At 73.7% G+C, this 16433-nt stretch carries 14 protein-coding genes and 1 pseudogene; 7 read left to right on the top strand and 8 right to left on the bottom strand.

All coding sequences use genetic code 11. The features are described from left to right. Positions 1-87: 87 nt before the first annotated feature. From ABZX75_RS30020 to miaA, 4 genes are all read right to left on the bottom strand, one after another. Entirely contained in the window at positions 88-2181 is a 2094-nt protein-coding gene (locus tag ABZX75_RS30020; RefSeq protein WP_355416008.1) for an HD domain-containing protein, read from the bottom strand. Between the two features lie 139 nt (positions 2182-2320). Next, positions 2321-3196, bottom strand: coding sequence for a diaminopimelate epimerase (dapF, locus tag ABZX75_RS30015; RefSeq protein WP_355416006.1), 876 nt, complete (start codon positions 3194-3196; stop codon positions 2321-2323). Between the two features lie 94 nt (positions 3197-3290). Continuing rightward, positions 3291-3959 (bottom strand): hypothetical protein, encoded by a 669-nt coding sequence (locus ABZX75_RS30010; protein WP_355416020.1) that lies wholly within the window; start codon positions 3957-3959, stop codon positions 3291-3293. A gap of 132 nt (positions 3960-4091) precedes the next feature. Beyond that, on the bottom strand, positions 4092-5030 hold the full coding sequence (gene miaA, locus ABZX75_RS30005; RefSeq protein WP_355416004.1) for a tRNA (adenosine(37)-N6)-dimethylallyltransferase MiaA: 939 nt from the start codon (positions 5028-5030) through the stop codon (positions 4092-4094). Positions 5031-5194: 164 nt separating this feature from the next. Between miaA and ABZX75_RS30000 the strand changes: the two genes are divergently transcribed. Further along, positions 5195-5410: a gliding motility protein gene (locus ABZX75_RS30000; RefSeq protein WP_355416002.1), complete on the top strand. Its 216-nt coding sequence runs from the start codon at positions 5195-5197 to the stop codon at positions 5408-5410. Between the two features lie 23 nt (positions 5411-5433). Continuing rightward, a complete protein-coding gene (locus ABZX75_RS29995) occupies positions 5434-5709 on the top strand; it encodes an antitoxin (protein ID WP_355416000.1) in 276 nt (91 codons plus the stop codon). Positions 5710-5782: 73 nt separating this feature from the next. On the opposite strand, the gene ABZX75_RS29990 is transcribed toward ABZX75_RS29995, so the two are convergent. Further along, on the bottom strand, positions 5783-6508 hold the full coding sequence (locus tag ABZX75_RS29990) for a hypothetical protein (RefSeq protein WP_355415998.1): 726 nt from the start codon (positions 6506-6508) through the stop codon (positions 5783-5785). A gap of 164 nt (positions 6509-6672) precedes the next feature. Then, positions 6673-8190: a tRNA (N6-isopentenyl adenosine(37)-C2)-methylthiotransferase MiaB gene (gene miaB, locus ABZX75_RS29985; protein ID WP_355415996.1), complete on the bottom strand. Its 1518-nt coding sequence runs from the start codon at positions 8188-8190 to the stop codon at positions 6673-6675. Between the two features lie 125 nt (positions 8191-8315). Here miaB and ABZX75_RS29980 point away from each other — a divergent pair, with 125 nt between their 5' ends. From ABZX75_RS29980 to ABZX75_RS29970, 3 genes and pseudogenes are all read left to right on the top strand, one after another. After that, the gene (locus ABZX75_RS29980; RefSeq protein WP_355416021.1) at positions 8316-8468 is read left to right on the top strand and encodes a hypothetical protein; all 153 of its coding nucleotides are present in this window, start codon (positions 8316-8318) and stop codon (positions 8466-8468) included. Beyond that, positions 8453-8611: pseudogene (locus ABZX75_RS29975) on the top strand (LysR family transcriptional regulator); the annotation flags it as partial. The gene ABZX75_RS29980 and the pseudogene ABZX75_RS29975, both read left to right, overlap by 16 nt. Before the next feature lie 295 nt (positions 8612-8906). Next, positions 8907-9902: a TAXI family TRAP transporter solute-binding subunit gene (locus ABZX75_RS29970; protein ID WP_355415994.1), complete on the top strand. Its 996-nt coding sequence runs from the start codon at positions 8907-8909 to the stop codon at positions 9900-9902. A gap of 118 nt (positions 9903-10020) precedes the next feature. On the opposite strand, the gene ABZX75_RS29965 is transcribed toward ABZX75_RS29970, so the two are convergent. Continuing rightward, a complete protein-coding gene (locus ABZX75_RS29965) occupies positions 10021-10950 on the bottom strand; it encodes an ROK family protein (RefSeq protein ID WP_355416018.1) in 930 nt (309 codons plus the stop codon). Positions 10951-11028: 78 nt separating this feature from the next. After that, the gene (locus ABZX75_RS29960; protein WP_355415992.1) at positions 11029-12171 is read right to left on the bottom strand and encodes a LacI family DNA-binding transcriptional regulator; all 1143 of its coding nucleotides are present in this window, start codon (positions 12169-12171) and stop codon (positions 11029-11031) included. Between the two features lie 803 nt (positions 12172-12974). On the opposite strand from ABZX75_RS29960, the gene ABZX75_RS29955 reads away from it, so the two are divergent. Together ABZX75_RS29955 and ABZX75_RS29950 are read left to right on the top strand one after the other, a co-directional pair. After that, a complete protein-coding gene (locus ABZX75_RS29955) occupies positions 12975-14249 on the top strand; it encodes a glycosyl hydrolase (RefSeq protein ID WP_355415990.1) in 1275 nt (424 codons plus the stop codon). Positions 14250-14274: 25 nt separating this feature from the next. Beyond that, positions 14275-16425 (top strand): endo-beta-N-acetylglucosaminidase, encoded by a 2151-nt coding sequence (locus tag ABZX75_RS29950; protein ID WP_355415988.1) that lies wholly within the window; start codon positions 14275-14277, stop codon positions 16423-16425. Positions 16426-16433 lie beyond the last annotated feature (8 nt).

Here is a 16433-nt window from a genome sequence, read left to right as displayed (position 1 = left end):
CACACCGAACCCGGAAGGCCCTCACCCGTTCAAGACGCCTCAGCCGAGACCTCCATCACCCGTCCACAACCTCCCGGGGCAATACACCTAGGCCCGGCTGACGTCGTACACGCCGGGCACCTCCCGCATCGCCCGCATCAGCGCGGGCAGCCCCGTCGCGTCGGGCAGCTGCAGCGTGTAGGTGTGCCGGACCCGCTGCTCGACCGGGGGTTCCACGGTCGCGGAGACGACCTCGACCCCCTCCCGGGCGATGGCCTCGGTCAGGTCGGCCAGCAGATGGGGACGGCCGAACGATTCGGCGACCAGTGTGACCCGGCAGTCCGCCGTGGCCCGCCAGTGCACGGCGACGGAGGTACGCCCCACCGCGCGCATCCGGGCCACCGCCTCGCAGTGGACGCGGTGCACGGTGACCGCCCCGCCCCGTACGACGAACCCCGCGACCGCGTCCGGCGGCACGGGCGTGCAGCACCCGGCCAGCCGCACGGTCGCGTTCGGCAGGTCGGCGACCGCGTTGCCCCCGTCGCCCCGGGCCCCGACCACGGACAGCGGCGCCCGGGCGGCGGTGGTGTTGGCCATCGCCCGGTCGGGATGCGACTGGAGCCAGGCGCTGATGGCGATCCGGGCCGCCGGGGTCCGCGCGTGCTCCAGCCACTCGGCTGCGGGCCCCGAGGAGGCGTCGTGCGCGAGCAGCAGCTGCACGGTGTCCCCGTCGGACAGCCGGGAGGCCAGCGAGGTGAGACGGCCGTTGACCCGGGCGCCGATACAGCCGTGGGCCGCCTCGCCGTACTGCGCGTAGGCGGCGTCGATACAGCTGGCCCCGGCCGGGAGGCTGATCGTGCCGGAGGCGCCGCCGTCCTCCCTGAAGACGGTGATCTCGCGGTCCTGCGCCAGCTCCGCGCGCAGGACGCTCCAGAAGGTGTCGGGGTCGGGCGCGGACTGCTGCCAGTCGAGCAGCCGCGACAGCCAGCCGGGCCGCGTCGGGTCGATCCGCTCCTCGTCCGCGTCCCCCGCGGCGGCCTCGGACGTCCCGGTGGCGTACGGGTTGCCGAGCGCGACCACCCCCGCCTCCGCGACCCGGTGCATCTGCCGGGTCCGCACGATGACTTCGGCGACGTACCCCTCGGGCGTGGCGATGGCGGTGTGCAGCGACTGGTAGAGGTTGAACTTCGGGACGGCGATGAAGTCCTTGAACTCCGAGACGACCGGGGTGAAGCAGGTGTGCAGCTCGCCCAGCACTCCGTAGCAGTCGGCGTTCTCCCCGACGAGGACGAGGATGCGGCCGAAGTCGGAGCCGCGCAGCTCGCCGCGCTTGAGGGCGATGCGGTGCACGGAGACGAAGTGCCGCGGCCGGACCTGCACCTCGGCGGCGATGCCGGAGTCGCGCAGGACGGCCCGTACGGAGTCGGCGATGGCCGGCAGCGGGTCGCGTTCCCCCGCGTGGGCGGCGATGAGCGCGCGGGTGCGCTCGTACTCCTCGGGGTGCAGGATCGCGAAGACGAGGTCTTCCAGCTCGGTCTTGAGGGCCTGGACGCCGAGCCGTTCGGCGAGCGGGATGAGGACGTCCCGGGTGACCTTGGCGATGCGGGCCTGTTTCTCGGGACGCATCACGCCGAGGGTGCGCATGTTGTGCAGCCGGTCGGCGAGTTTGATGGACATCACGCGGACGTCGTTGCCCGTGGCGACGAGCATCTTGCGGAAGGTCTCGGGCTCGGCGGCGGCGCCGTAGTCGACCTTCTCCAGCTTGGTCACGCCGTCGACGATGAAGCGGACCTCGTCGCCGAACTCCTCGCGAACCTGATCGAGGGTCACCTCGGTGTCCTCGACGGTGTCGTGGAGGAGCGAGGCCGTCAGGGTCGTGGTCTCGGCGCCGAGTTCGGCGAGGATCAGGGTGACGGCGAGCGGGTGGGTGATGTACGGCTCGCCGCTCTTGCGCGTCTGGCCGCGGTGCGAGGACTCCGCGAGGACGTACGCCCGCCGCAGGATGGACAGATCGGCGTCCGGATGGTGGGCGCGGTGTGCCTCGGCGACGTGGCCGATGGCGTCCGGGAGGCGGTCGCGGGACGTGGGCCCGAGCAGGGCCGCGCGCCCGAGCCTGCGCAGATCGAGCCTGGTCCGTCCCCGTCTGCGGAGCTCAGGGCGCACTTCGGGGTGTGCTTCGGGGTTCGTGGCCTCTGCACTCATGGGCACCTCCGGCGGCTTCGACCGGCGGTGGCGGGCTGGGGTGAGCCCTCAGGGCCGGTGCCTGATGCTACCGACCCCACCACGTGGCGCAGTCCACCTCTCGCTCAGCGTGAAACGGATCACCCATTAGAGGGACGCTTCAGCCGAAGGCCGTTTCGGTGAGCCACGCCGCGTCGAACTCGCCCGTGGCGACGATGACGGCCGGTCCGGTCATGTCGATCTGCCCGTCGGGGTGTTCGGTGACGACCAGCGTCCCGCCGGGGAGGTCGACGGTGTACGTGGCCGGCTCGCCCGTGACGGCAGGGTCCGCGCCGTCGCGGCGGATCGCGGCCACGGCGACGGCGCAGGCGCCGGTGCCGCAGGACCGGGTCTCGCCGGAGCCGCGCTCGTGGACGCGCATGGCGACGTGGCGGGGGCCTCGGTCGACGACGAACTCGACATTGACCCCGGTCGGGTAGGCGGACGCCGGGCTGAAGGGCGGGGCGGTGAACAGATTCCCGGCGTCGTCGAGGCTTTCAACGAACGCCACCGCGTGCGGGTTCCCCATGTTCACGTTCCGCGCGGGCCAGCTGTGGGCACCGACCGTGACGGTGACCTCGCCCTCGGGGAACTCGGCGCGGCCCATCGAGACGGTGACGTCCCCGCGCTTGTCGAGGTGGACCCGCTTGACGCCGCCGCGCGTGGCGATCGCGAGGTCGCCGGGCTCGACGTGTCCGGCGTACTGCAGATAACGCGCGAAGACGCGCACACCGTTGCCGCACATCTCGGCGATCGAACCGTCGCTGTTGCGGTAGTCCATGAACCACTCCGCCTCGTCGGCCAGGTGGGCCGCCTCGGGGTGCGCGGCGGACCGGACGACGTGCAGGACGCCGTCCCCACCGATCCCGGCCCGCCGGTCGCACAGCTTGGCGACGGCGGATGCGGGCAGGTCGACGGCGTTGTCCGGGTCCGGGACGATCACGAAGTCGTTCTCGGTCCCGTGGCCCTTGAGGAAGGGGAGGGTGGTCTGCGTCACCCGTCCATGGTACCGAGCCGCTGGTCAGCGGCTCGGATCGGCCTCGTACGGCGGCGCCTCGGGCGGGACGGTCCGGCTGCGTCCGGGGCGGGGCCTACGGGCGTAGCCGCGCCACGCGGTACACGGCGAGTGTGACGACGGCCAGCGCGATCACGGCGTACAGGGCGGCCAGGCGCCAGTCCGGGCGGCGGCCGCTCCCCCGCGGCGGGAAACCTGGCCACGTGTAGCCCACCCGGCGGGCGGCCATCATCCCCCAGCCTCCTGCGCAGCAGCTGATGAGGAAGCCGAGCATGGCCACCACGGCTCCGCCGTCGCCGAACTCGAAGGCGAGCGGGAAGGCGAACATCAGCGAACCGGCCGCGCCGAGCATGACGATGGGGGCGATCTGCCACAGGCGCAGGCGGCGCTGCGGGCGCAGTTCGACCTCGAACTCGGGTCCGGAGGCGGCTTCGGCCTCCGCGGAGTCCGGTGCGTCCGGGCCGTCGGGGCTCAGCCGTGACGGGTTGGCGGGCAGCCCGAGCCCGTCGGGCCCATCCTGTGCCTCCCGGCCGTCCTGTGCCTCCCGGCCGTCCTGCCTCTCCCGGCCGTGGTGCGCTTCAGGGCTGTGGTGCGTCTCGGGGCCGCGCCGGGCCGCGGGACGGGCATGCCCGTCGGGCCCGTCCACGACAGGCCCGCCGGGACCGCCGATTTGCCCGTCGAGAAGCTTCGGGTCCGCTTCCCGCGGGGAGTCGTCCCGCCCGGTGTCACGAGGGCCGGCCTCCATCGCCACGCGCCCTCCCCACTCGGACTTCGTACGCCGCCGTTCACCGCCGGTGACCGCACCGGCAGGAGTTTGATGATGGCACGCCCCCGACCCCCGGACGGGCGCCCGGGGCGTCCCGATGCCATCACGTGATCAGGCTGTGACCGGTCGTTCGACCAACGACTGTGCGAGTCCCAGGAGTTCCTCCCGGTCGGCGGCGGCCCCGCTGAGCCAGTGCACCCGCGGGTCCCGCCGGAACCAGGAGTCCTGGCGGCGCGCGAACCGCTTGGTCGCCCGGACCGTCTCGGCCCTGGCCTCGTCCTCGGTGCACTCCCCCGCCAGCGCGGCCAGTACCTGCTGGTAGCCGAGCGCCCTGGAGGCCGTGATTCCGTCGCGCAGTCCGCGGGCCTCCAGCGCCCGGACCTCGTCGACCAGTCCGGCTTCCCACATCCGGTCCACGCGCAGCGCGATCCGCTCGTCGAGCTCGGGCCGGCCCACGTCGACGCCGATCTGCACCGTGTCGTAGACCGACTCGTGGCCGGGCAGGTTGGCGGTGAAGGGCCGCCCGGTAATCTCGATGACCTCCAGCGCGCGGACGATGCGGCGGCCGTTGCTGGGCAGGATCGCCTGGGCGGCGGCCGGGTCCGCGGCGGCGAGCCGCGCGTGCATGGCGCCGGGGCCGCGCAGCGTGACCTCTTCCTCCAGCCGGGCGCGGACCTCGGGGTCGGTGCCGGGGAACTCCATGGCGTCCAGGGCTCCACGGACGTACAGCCCGGATCCGCCGACGAGGACCGGCGTACGGCCCTCGGCGAGGAGTCTGTCGATCTCGACGCGTGCCAGGCGCTGGTACTCGGCGACGCTGGCGGTCTCGGTGACGTCCCAGATGTCGAGGAGGTGGTGCTGGACACCGCCGCGTTCCTCGGTCGTCAGCTTGGCGGTGCCGATGTCCATCCCCCGGTACAGCTGCATGGAGTCGGCGTTGACGACTTCGCCGTCGAAACGGCGGGCCAGGGCGACGCCCAGATCGGACTTTCCGGCCGCGGTGGGACCGACGACGGCGATGACCCGCGGGGCGGGGGCTGCTTTCCTCACCGCCTTAGTCTCGCAAACCCCACGGCATGTACCCGATCGAGTTACGTGACGGGGCGGTGGTGCGGTCGTTGCCCTGGCGAGGTTCCGGCCCGGCGCAGGGCCGGCGGTGGCCGGTCCGGCCAAGGCGGAACTTCACTCACACGAGTAACGTTATGGGAGTAGACATGGGCGTTTTTGATCGGTTTTTTCGTCGTAAGGACGAGGCGTCGACCGCGGAGGTCGCAGCCGAGGCACTGACGGCGGAGTCCGGTTCGGCCGAAAAGGCAGAGGCCGAGCCTGTTGTCGCGGAAGCTCCGGCGGCTGAAGCCGTGGAGATTCCCAAGCAGCAGTCGGCCGAGGTGGCCGCGGACAGCGAAGCCGGCGAGGGCGCCCGTACGTAGATTCCGCCAATGGAAGGTGACCCATGGGCCTGCTCGACAATCTGAAGGCCAAGCTCGCGCCGGCGAAGGAGAAGGTCGGCGATCTCGCCCAGCAGCACGAGGGCAGGATCGGCCAGGGTCTGGACAAGGTCGCGAAGGTCGTGGACTCCAAGACCAAGGGCAAGTACAGCGGCCACATCTCGAGCGGCACGGGCAAGGCGAAGGACGCCCTGGGCAAGATCGCGCACAAGGACACTCCCGGCGGTCCGCCGACGACACCGCCGACGACACCGCCGACGACACCGCCGGCGGCAACCTGACGCGGGCCCGGAAGGGGCGCGGGACCAGTTGATCCCGCGCCCCTTCCACGCGTCCTGAGCCGCCTGCGCGGGATCAGGACCAGGCAGCCACGAAATACCCCACGCCGTACGGGGCGTCCTCGTACAGCAGGCGCCCGTCCAGGTCCGCGCCCTCGGCTGCGCCGGCCAGCACCTGCCACGGGGCCCGGCCGGCGGCCTGCAGCTCGTGCGCGAGCTCGGCGTCGAGGGCCGCGAGTGCGGCCACGTCGGCGGCGCCCAGCGCGCGGGCGGCGGCGGCGTCGAAGGCGGCGGCGCGCTCGTCGAGGTATCCGGGCGCCTTGAGGGACCGGCAGGCGCTGCCGTCGCCCATGACGAGCAGGGCGACGCGTGCGGCGCGCGCGGCGAGTTCCCGGCCGGTGTCCAGACACCGCGAGGTGTCCAGCCGCTCATCGGTCCCGAGCCCCTCCACCGGAGCCGCGCCCCACCGTGCGCGCTGGAGCAGCCAGGCGCCCACGGCCAGTGAGGAGGGCAGCGGGCGCGGACCTCCGTCGGGCTTTCCGCCCACCCCTTCCTCCCCCAGCCGTACGTCGGTCTCGACGCCGAATCCGCGGAAGGTGCCGCGGGCGCCCTGCGGGTAGGGCCCGAGGTGGTTCTCGTCGGCGGTCCCGACGACGACCAGGAGGTCGGGCCGGGAGGCGGCGAGCACGGCGAGCGCGTCGGAGCAGGCGGTACGGGCCTGGCCGAGTTCGGCGGCGGCCCCCGCGGCGACCTCCGGCACGAGCAGGGGCGGGGCGGGGCAAACGGCGGCGGCTACGAGCATGATCCGCAGCCTAGCCGCCACCGGCCGCCCCCGAAGGCCCGTGAGCCCCCGGGGCCAGGGGGTAGGACAGCCTGGCAGGACAGCCTGGCAGGACAGACCCCGGAGCGGCGGTCCGGGGCCGTCTGACGCCGTCCTGCGCAGGGGCACGGTCCGGACGGCCGGTACTAGTCGATCGCGCAGCCGGAGGTGGCGGCCGGCAGCGGGGCCGGGACGCCCAGGGTCGGGATGCCGAGCATGACGCCCGCCGGCTGGGCCGGTGCGGCGTTGCGCTTCTCCCAGGCGTCGCCGGCGCGCGTGCGCCGTACGGTCTGGGTCGGCCCCTCGGCCAGCAGGTGGTGCGGGGCCGCATAGGTGATCTCCACGGTGACCACGTCACCCGGCCGGACCTGTGCCTCGGGCTTCGTGAAGTGCACCAGGCGGTTGTCGGGGGCCCGGCCGGAGAGCCGGAGCGTCGCGCCGTCCTTGCGGCCCTCGCCCTCCGCGACCATGACCTCCAGCGTGCGGCCGACCTGCTTCTTGTTCTCCTCCCAGGAGATCTCCTCCTGGAGGGCGACCAGACGCATGTAGCGGTCCTGCACGACCTCCTTGGGGATCTGCCCGTCCATGTCGGCCGCGGGGGTGCCGGGCCGCTTGGAGTACTGGAAGGTGAAGGCGTTCGCGAAGCGGGCCTCGCGCACGGTGTGCATCGTCTGCTGGAAGTCCTCCTCCGTCTCACCGGGGAAGCCCACGATGATGTCGGTGGAGATCGCGGCGTGCGGGATCGCGGCGCGGACCTTCTCGATGATGCCGAGGAACCGCTCCTGCCGGTACGAGCGGCGCATCGCCTTCAGGATCCGGTCCGACCCCGACTGGAGCGGCATGTGCAGCTGCGGCATGACGTTCGGGGTCTCGGCCATCGCCGCGATCACGTCGTCGGTGAAGTCGCGCGGGTGCGGGGAGGTGAAGCGGACCCGCTCCAGGCCCTCGATCTGGCCGCAGGCGCGCAGCAGCTTGCTGAACGCCTCTCGGTCGCCCAGGTCGGAGCCGTACGCGTTCACGTTCTGGCCGAGCAGGGTGATCTCCGAGACGCCCTCGGCGACCAGGGCCTCCACTTCGGCGAGGATGTCGCCGGGGCGGCGGTCCTCCTCCTTGCCGCGCAGCGCGGGCACGATGCAGAAGGTGCAGGTGTTGTTGCAGCCGACCGAGATCGAGACCCAGGCGGCGTACGCGGACTCGCGGCGGGTCGGGAGCGTGGAGGGGAACGCCTCCAGCGACTCGGCGATCTCGACCTGCGCCTCCTCCTGGACGCGGGCGCGCTCCAGCAGCACCGGGAGCTTGCCGATGTTGTGCGTACCGAAGACGACGTCGACCCAGGGGGCCCTCTTGACGATCGTGTCGCGGTCCTTCTGCGCGAGGCAGCCGCCGACGGCGATCTGCATGCCGGGGCGCTTCGTCTTCATCGGAGCCAGTCGGCCGAGGTTGCCGTACAGCTTGTTGTCGGCGTTCTCGCGGACGGCGCAGGTGTTGAAGACGACGACGTCGGCGTCCCCGTCCGAGCCCTCGGGTGCGCGGACGTAGCCCGCGTCCTCCAGCAGACCGGAGAGTCGCTCGGAGTCGTGCACGTTCATCTGGCACCCGTAGGTGCGCACCTCGTATGTTCCCTTAAGGTCCACTGCCGGGCTCCGGTCGCTGCTGCTGGTCATGCGACAAGGGTAGGCGGTACGCGGGATCCCTCCGGTCCCCCGTTCAGCCGGCCCTCTGGCAGGCGGCGGCCGAAGAGGACGAGCAGCAGGTCCTGGGCGCTGCCGTGGACCGGTGTTCCGTCGCCGTGGGACCAGTCGAGGTCGTCGGCGCACAGCCGGATGGAGGTCAGGCCCACACCGAAGAAGCGCAGGCCGCGGGGGTCGACCGCGGCGGCGAGGAGGAGGCGCAGCCGGTCATCGGGGACGCGGCGCGGGTGGCCGGGCGCGACGGGGCGTGAGCGCGCAGGTCAAGCAGCTGGAGCGGGAGCTAGGGCAGCAGTTGCTCGACCGCTCCGGGCGGCGGGTCACGCCGACCGAGGCGGGCGAGGCGGTGCTCTCGTACGCGCGGGCCGCCCTGGCGGCGGTGGAGGGGATCCGGCGGCGGCCGACGAGTTCTCGGGCCTGCCGCGGGGGACCGGACTGCGCGGGGTGCCGGAGCGGGCGTGCGCCGAGGCCGGGCTGAGGGGCCGGGTGGCTCTGGCGTGGCGTGCGGACGGCCGTCGGGCCCGCGGCGCGGAAACTGCTGGGACGGCTGCGCTCGGGCCGTTGAACGGGGCGGGGCGGGGTACGGGCCGGGGCGGTGTACGGGCCGGCCGAACGGGCGCCGGGCGGGGCCTGCGGTCTCCCGGGCGGACCGCGCCGTGACAGGACGGCGGGCGGGTGGCAGGATCGCGGCCATGCCTCCCGTACCGCCCCGGATCAGCAGGCGCCGCGCCCTGCAGGGGCTGGTGGCCGTACTGGCCGTGCTCGGAGTCCTGGTGTGGTGGCTGAAGCCCTTCGGCGAGCGGGAGCTCAAGGGGGAGCTGACCTTCAGTACGGGTGTGCGGACCGGGGTCTACCACCGGTACGGGCAGCTGCTGGAGGGGGCGCTCAAGCGGGACATGCCCGGGGTGAAGGTACGGCTGGAGACCAGCGAGGGCTCGCAGGAGAACCTCGAACGGGTGGCCTCGGGAAAGGCCGACTTCACGATCGCCACGGCGGACGCGGTCGCCAAGTACCGCCTCGACGGGAAGCCCGGCGCGCAGGGGCTGCGCAGCTGTGCTCGGCTGTACGACGACTACGTACAACTGGTGGTGCCGGCCGGGTCCCCGGTGCAGTCGGCGCGCGACCTTCGGGGCAAGCGGGTCGCGGTGGGTCAGGCCGGGTCCGGGGTGCGGCTCGTCTCGGAGCGGCTGCTGACGGCGGCGAAGCTCGACCCGATGCGCGACATCGTCCCCGTGTCCATCGGCATCGACACCATGCCGGCCGAGCTGGAGGCCGGGCGGATCGACGCCTTCTTCTGGTCCGGCGGTCTCCCGACGAACGCGGTGCGCGAGCTGTCGGAGCGGTCCGAGATCCGACTCGTGCAGCTCGGCGACCTGGTGGAGCAGTTGCAGGGAAGCGGGAGCCCGGCACGCTACTACCGGGCGGCGGTGATGCCGCAGGACGCCTACGCGCGGGCGCGCAACACCAGCGCGGTGTCGACGCTGGCCGTCCCGAACCTGCTGGTGACCAAGGAGGGGACGGACCCGGGGCTGACGGAGCAGTTCACGCGGACGGTCATCCTCAGCCGCGACGACATCGGCGGCGAGGTGCACGCGGCGCAGCTGGTCGACCTGCGGACGGCGATCTACACGGACCCGCTGGACCTGCACGAGGGCGCGCGCCGGTATTACCGGTCGGTCAAGCCCTGACGCCCACACCCTGCCGTGCACGCCCCGACGTCACACCCTGACGCGCACGCCCCGATGTCACACCCTGACATCCACACCCTGATGTCACGACTCCGTCGCCACGGCGCCCATCAGGCCTTTACGACGGCAGCAGCATCGTCGCCGCCGCGGCCGCGCCGATCAGGCCCGCGTGGGTGCCGAGGGTCGCCGGCACCACCCGGAGCTCCTTGACGAAGGACAGCGTGGCGTAGGCCGCGAGGTGCCTGCGGATCGGCGTGAAGAGGGTGTCGCCGGAGGCGGCGACGCCACCGCCGATGACCGCGATGTCCGTTTCCACGAGGGTCGCGGTCGCGGCGACGGCCGCGGCCAGCGCACGCCCCGCGCGGTCGAAGGCGCCCAGGGCGATCGGGTCGCCGTCCGCCGCGGCCGCGGCCACGCCCGCCGCCGTGGCGTCCTCACCCGGGGTCCAGCCCTGGGCCAGGGCCCAGCGCGCGATCGCCGTGCCGGAGGCGATCGACTCGACGCAGCCGTGGCCGCCGCACACGCACTTCTCGCCGTCGAAGGCCACGCTGATGTGGCCGATGTGGCCGGCGTTGCCCGTGGGGCCGGGGTGGAGCTGGTTGTTCAGGATGAGGCCCCCGCCGACGCCGGTGGAGACCACCATGCAGAGGGCGTTCGCATGGCCCCGGGCCGCGCCCAGCCAGTGCTCGGCCGCGGTCATCGCCACGCCGTCACCGGCCAGCACCGTCGGGATGTCGGCGCCGCGCGCCGCCAGCTCCGCCGAGACCCGGGCCTGGACCGGGAACTCCCGCCACGCCCCGATGTTGACCGGGCTCACGGTGCCGAGCGAGGCGTCCACCGGGCCGGCGCTGCCGATCCCGCACCGGACCGCCGCCGGCCACAGCGTCGAGCCCGACAGGTCCGCGATGACCTCCGTCACCGCCGCCATGACGGCGTCCGCGTCCGCTCCCCGCGGGGTCGGGCGGCGCGTGGTGGCCGTCATCGTGCCGTCAGCGTGCACCAGGGCGCCGGCGATCTTCGTGCCGCCGATGTCGATCGCCACCGTCAGGCCTGGGGCCGCGGCGCGGGCTCGCGGTGCGGGGAAGGGGGCGGTGGGCGTGATCACGGTGGCGGCTCCAGGGAGGGGTCAGGATTCAGTATGCGCCGGGGGTGGCGCCGTACTCTCGCGAGGCTCCAGCCGGGGCCGCTCGCTCGCGCGGACCCTCGGCGGGCTCCCCGCGAGAACGGCGAGGAGTTCTTCCGCGGCGAGGCGGCCGAAGCCCGCGGTGTCGCGTACGAGGGCCGTGAGGCGGGGGTGGGTGACCCGGCACAGCGCGGAGTCGTCCCAGGCCACGATCGACAGCCGCCCTGGCACCGGAATGCCCAGTTCGGCGGCGACCGCGATACCGGCGACGGCCATCACGTCGTTGTCGTAGACGAGCGCGGTCGGGGGTTCGGGCTCGGCGAGGATCCGGCGGGTGGCCGCCGCGCCCTCGGCGTCGGAGTAGTCGGTGACGGTCGAGCGCACCTGGTCCGGGCCGAGTCCGCGCCGCGCCGCCTCGCTCCGCAGGGACTCGATCCGGCGGGCGGTGTGGGCGAGGCCGGGCAGCCCGGCGATGTGGGCGATACGGCGGTGGCCGAGGGTGTGGAGGTGGTCCAGGACCTGGGCCATGGCTCCGGCGTCGTCGGCCGCCACGGAGGAGAGGGTGGCCGAGGCCCCGTAGGCCGATGAGGGCGCGTCCGACGTACGGGCATCCGACGTACGGGCGTCCGGGATACGGGCATTCACGGCGTGGGCGTCCGGGGCAGGGGAGGCGCAGGGTGCGGCCGCGCCGACCGTCACCGCCGGCAGGCCCAGCTGCCCGAGCAGTGCCGGGCGCGGGTCCCGCGTCCGCGGGTCCACGACCAGGACGCCGTCCACGCGCCGTTCGGCCCACCAGCGGCGGTACACCGCGCATTCCGCGTCGATGTCCTCGACGACCTGGAAGAGCAGGGCGATCCGGGCGGCGGAAAGGACCTCCTGGATACCGGAGACGAGCTGGAGGAAGAAGGACTCCACGCCGAGGGTGTGCGCGGGCCGGGCCAGCACGAGCCCCACCGCGCCGGAGCGTTCGCCGGACAGGGCGCGGGCGGCGCTGTTGGGCTGCCAGCCGAGTTCCTCGGCGACCCGGCGGATCCGGGCGCGCGTGTCCTGGGAGACGCCCGGCCGGTCGTTGAGCGCGAAGGACACGGCGCTCTCCGACACCCCGGCCTGGCGGGCGATGTCCTTGATGGTGGGTCTGCGGGCCATGGCCTGCCTCATCATCCTTCGGGTGCTTCCGCTGCTGCGGGTACGTGGACGGCAATGGCCGGACCGTACGCGATCCTGCCCGGGCAGACCGCCTCGACGGCGGCCCCTCAGTAGCTCCCGGGACCCGTACGAGGCCCCCGCGTGCCGGGGCAACGGTGACCGGCGGGGCGCCTCCCCCACGACCCGGCCGGCACCGCCGGTGCTTCGGGCCGCCGGGTACGGTGCCCACGAGGGTGGCGGCGAGGCCCTGACGAGGTGTTCGCCGGAGTCGGCGGCGGCGGGTGATGCGCGGTGCGCCGGCCCCAAGAGGTCTGCGCAGGGGCTGATGCGGCTCCCGTTCACCCACCCGCTGCGGCATGACCGACTCGGCGGTCAGCCGCGGCGTGGCTTGGGCACAGTCCGCCATGCCGCCGTCGAACGGGCGACGGCGGACTGCACCGGCCCGGCAGGGCGTTCGCGCCGCAGATGCGCCCGGCCACCTTCGTGGCCGTTCCGGACGGTCCCGTGGGGAGGGCCGGAGTGGTGATGGCCACGACCGAAATACCGCTGTCCATTTCCGCCCACTTCCTCGGGTGGAGCCATTGAGCGAGCGCAGCTAAAGCGCATTAGCCCGCCTCAGCTTGAGACTCCGCATCCCTGCTGTCAACGCTACTGAAGCGCATAAGTAGTCCGACCTGTGAAATCGCGAGTTTCACCGCCTCGCATCGGAACATCCGGCAGGGCGGGCCCTGTTGACTTTCCCCTCGGGAACCCGGCAGGTTGTGGGTCATCCGGTGAATTCCTCAGAACTCCAGGATCCCCTTGTGCACGACGAAGCCGCCTCTCGCGCCTCTCGCACCCTCCGCTTCGGCGCCAACTACACGCCGACCCGCGGCTGGTTCCACCACTGGCTGGACTTCGATCTCGACGAGGTCGGAGCCGACCTCGACTCGATCGCCGCGCTCGGCCTGGACCACATCCGCGTCTTCCCGCTGTGGCCGGTGTTCCAGCCGAACCGGACGCTGATCCGGCCGCGCGCCGTCGAGCACCTCGTCGCGCTCGCGGACGCGGCCGCCGAGCGCGGGCTCGACGTCCATGTGGACGGATTGCAGGGGCACTTGTCGAGCTTCGATTTCCTGCCCGCCTGGACCCGCACCTGGCACCGGCGCAACATCTTCAGCGACCCGGAGGTGCTCGCCGCGCAGGAGGAGTACCTGCGCACCCTGGCCGCGGCCCTCGCCGACCGGCCGAACTTCCTCGGCGTGACCGTCGGCAACGAGATCAACCAGTTCTCCGGCGCCCCGCACCCCGACCCCGACCGGATCACCCGGGACCAGGCCGCCCGCTGGCTCGAGCGGATGCTCGCCGCCTGCGAGAAGGGGGCGCCGGGCCGGTTCCACCTCCACGCCGAGTACGACGCCGCCTGGTACCAGGACGGCCATCCGTTCACCGCGGCCCAGGCGGCCCGGCTGGGCGCGGCCACCGCCGTGCACTCGTGGGTGTTCAACGGGACCGCCCAGCGCCACGGCCCGACCGGCACGGCGACCGAGCACCACGCCGCGTACCTGATCGAGCTCTCCAAGGCCTGGGCCCGCGACCCGCACCGCCCCGTGTGGCTCCAGGAGGTCGGCGCGCCGACGCCGCTGATCCGGCCGGAGCAGGCGGCGCGGTTCACCGAAGCCACCGTCGCGAACGCCCTGGACTGCCCGGACCTGTGGGGCGTGACCTGGTGGTGCTCGCACGACGTGTCCCGGGAGCTCGCGGACTTCCCGGAGCTGGAGTACGGCCTCGGGCTGCTCACCACCGAGCGCCGGACCAAGCCTGTCGGAGCCGCCCTCGCCCGGATCACGGCGCAGTGGCGGGGCCGCGCGCACCGCCCGGCCGTACGGTCCACCGCGCTGGCCGTCGACGTCGGCGGGGCGCAGGCGGCGCCGCGCCGCTCGGTGTGCGCGCCCGGCGGCGCGTTCTTCGAGGCCTGGGCGGCACTCACCGCCGAGGGCGTCCGGCCGGCCGTGGTCCTCGCCGAGCGGGCCGAGGACCCCGCGCACCTTTCCGCCCGCGGCATCACCGAGGTGCTGCGCGTCCCCGAGGTCACCTGACGACCCCTGCCCGAGGAGCCCCCGCATGTCCGAGACCGACAACGGCGTCGACCCTCGTACCACCGCCCGCGCTTCCACGGGCCCGGCTGCCCGGCGCCCGTCCCGGCGCGGGGTGCTCGCCGCCGGGACGGGGGCGGGAGCCGCCGCCCTGCTGGGCGCGCCGGGCGCGGGCGCGAGCGCCTCCGCCGCCGGGGTACGGCCGCCGGCCGGCTTGACGACCCCGGCCGACCTGGCCCCGTACGCCTCCTACTGGTTCCCGGACTCGCTTCCCGAGGGCGTCCCCGGCCCGGGGATCACCTGGCGCTCCCTCAAGCAGTGGACCCCCGAGACGGATCCCGACCTCGCCCACAACACCGCGAGCGTGCCGCTCGCGCAGCGGTTCACCCCGGTCCCGCCGCATCCCGGTGCCCGCGCCGGCCAGGCCCGGATCGCCTCCCTCGTCTCCTTCGGGCCCACCGCCGGGAATCCGGCCCAGGGTTCCCCGACCGCCGACTACTACGCCCTCACGCACTGGGCTTACCTCGACGAGCTGGTCTTCTGGGGCGGCTCGTCCGGGGAGGGGATCGTGCTCGCCCCGAACGCGCCCGTGGTCGACGCCGCCCACCGCAACGGCGTCCGGGTGATGGGCAATGTGTTCCTGCCGCCCGTCCCGTACGGCGGTGATCTCCAGTGGACGCGGGACCTGGTCCAGCGCGATTCCCTCGGCCGCTTCCCGATCGCCGAGCAGCTGGTGCGGGTGGCGTCGGCGTACGGCTTCGACGGCTGGTTCGTCAACGCCGAGACGGAGGGCGGCGACAGCGGGCTCGCCGCGCGGATGCGGGACTTCCTGCGGGCCCTGCGGGCGGCGGGCGAGCCGGAGGGGCTGCGGATCACCTGGTACGACGCCATGAACACCACCGGCCGGGTCGGCTGGCAGGGCGCCCTCAACGAGCTCAACCAGGAGTTCTTCGAGGACCGGGCGGGCACGGTCGCGGACACGCTGTTCGTGGACTTTCGCTGGACCCCGCAGAAGCTGGAATCCTCCGGCGCCCTCGCGGACCGGCTCGGGCGCAGCCGCCACGAGCTGTGGGCGGGCGTGGACGTGGAGTCCCGCGGGTGGGACAGCCCTGGGCGTTGGGACGCGATCATCCCGCGCGACCGCGACCACATCGTGAGCTACGGCTTCTACCGGCCCGAGTGGACCCGCAACCACCTCACCGACCGCTCCCCCGGCGCTTTCCACCGCGCCGACGACCGGTTCTGGACGGGCGAGTCCCTGGATCCGGCCCGCCCCGTGCCCGAGGGCGCCTGGCGGGCCCCCGCCACGGCCGTCGCCGACCGCTCTACGGTCGCCGCCCTGCCGTTCGCCTGCGCCTTCAACACCGGGCACGGAGAGCGCTGGTACGAGGAGGGGCGGGTCGCCTCCGACGCCCCCTGGAACCACCTCGGCCTGCAGGACCGGCTCCCGGGCCGCCGCTGGGTCGTGGAGACCACCGGTGAACGGCCCGCCGTCACCCTGGACTTCGCGAGAGCCTGGCGCGGCGGATCCAGCCTGCTCGTCGCGGGCCGGCTGAGCGCCCCGGCCGCCGTCGGGCTGCACTCCACCCGGCTGCCGCTGGGCCGCTCCACCGTCCTGGAGCTGGTCCACGCCACGGAGTCGGGCCCGGTCTCGGTGGAGGCCGGCGTGGCCACCCGCGAGCCGGTGGCTGCGGGCGAATCCGTCCCGTACACCTGGCTGCCCGCCGAAAGCCCCGACGCCGGGCAGAGCTGGCGCACGACCCGGGTCGCGCTCGCGTCCCTGGCGGGCAGGACGGCGTACGGACTGGCTGTACGGATCACCGCGCGCGGGAAGCGACCGGTGGTGTGGCGGCTCGGCGCTCTGTCGGTACGCGACGCCGCCCACCAGCGGCGCCCGGCCCCGCCCACCGCGCTCACCGTGGATGCCTCGGCCCAGCGGGACGGCCGGGTCCGGCTCCGCCTGTCGTGGCGCCGGGCGCCCGGGCCGGTCCGCCACTACGAGCTGTCCCGGGTCCTGCCCGACGGCTCCCGCCGCTTCCTCGGCGGCACCTGCGGCACCGCCCTCTACGTCCCGGACGTGCCCCGCGCCGGCCGGGAGCGGGCGGCCGTATTCGAGGTCCGGGCCGTCGACGAGCTGTACGCGGTGTCGGCCGCGGTGCGCACCGCCCTGCCCTGGTAGGCGCGCGC

Origin of the sequence: Streptomyces sp. NPDC003038 (genome assembly GCF_040611115.1) — a bacterium.
Classification (GTDB): Bacteria; Actinomycetota; Actinomycetes; order Streptomycetales; family Streptomycetaceae; genus Streptomyces.
The sequence above is the reverse complement of the archived record's forward strand: the minus strand, read 5'-3'. Positions and strand labels throughout refer to the sequence as shown.

Excerpts from the sequence above, each read along its gene's own strand:
- ABZX75_RS30020 (WP_355416008.1), bottom strand. The coding sequence starts at position 2,181 with ATGAGTGCAGAGGCCACGAACCCCGAAGCACACCCCGAAGTGCGCCCT.
- ABZX75_RS30010 (WP_355416020.1), bottom strand. The coding sequence starts at position 3,959 with ATGGAGGCCGGCCCTCGTGACACCGGGCGGGACGACTCCCCGCGGGAA.
- ABZX75_RS30000 (WP_355416002.1), top strand. The coding sequence starts at position 5,195 with ATGGGCGTTTTTGATCGGTTTTTTCGTCGTAAGGACGAGGCGTCGACC.
- ABZX75_RS29995 (WP_355416000.1), top strand. The coding sequence starts at position 5,434 with ATGGGCCTGCTCGACAATCTGAAGGCCAAGCTCGCGCCGGCGAAGGAG.
- ABZX75_RS29990 (WP_355415998.1), bottom strand. The coding sequence starts at position 6,508 with ATGCTCGTAGCCGCCGCCGTTTGCCCCGCCCCGCCCCTGCTCGTGCCG.
- miaB (WP_355415996.1), bottom strand. The coding sequence starts at position 8,190 with ATGACCAGCAGCAGCGACCGGAGCCCGGCAGTGGACCTTAAGGGAACA.
- ABZX75_RS29970 (WP_355415994.1), top strand. The coding sequence starts at position 8,907 with ATGCCTCCCGTACCGCCCCGGATCAGCAGGCGCCGCGCCCTGCAGGGG.
- ABZX75_RS29960 (WP_355415992.1), bottom strand. The coding sequence starts at position 12,171 with ATGGCCCGCAGACCCACCATCAAGGACATCGCCCGCCAGGCCGGGGTG.
- ABZX75_RS29950 (WP_355415988.1), top strand. The coding sequence starts at position 14,275 with ATGTCCGAGACCGACAACGGCGTCGACCCTCGTACCACCGCCCGCGCT.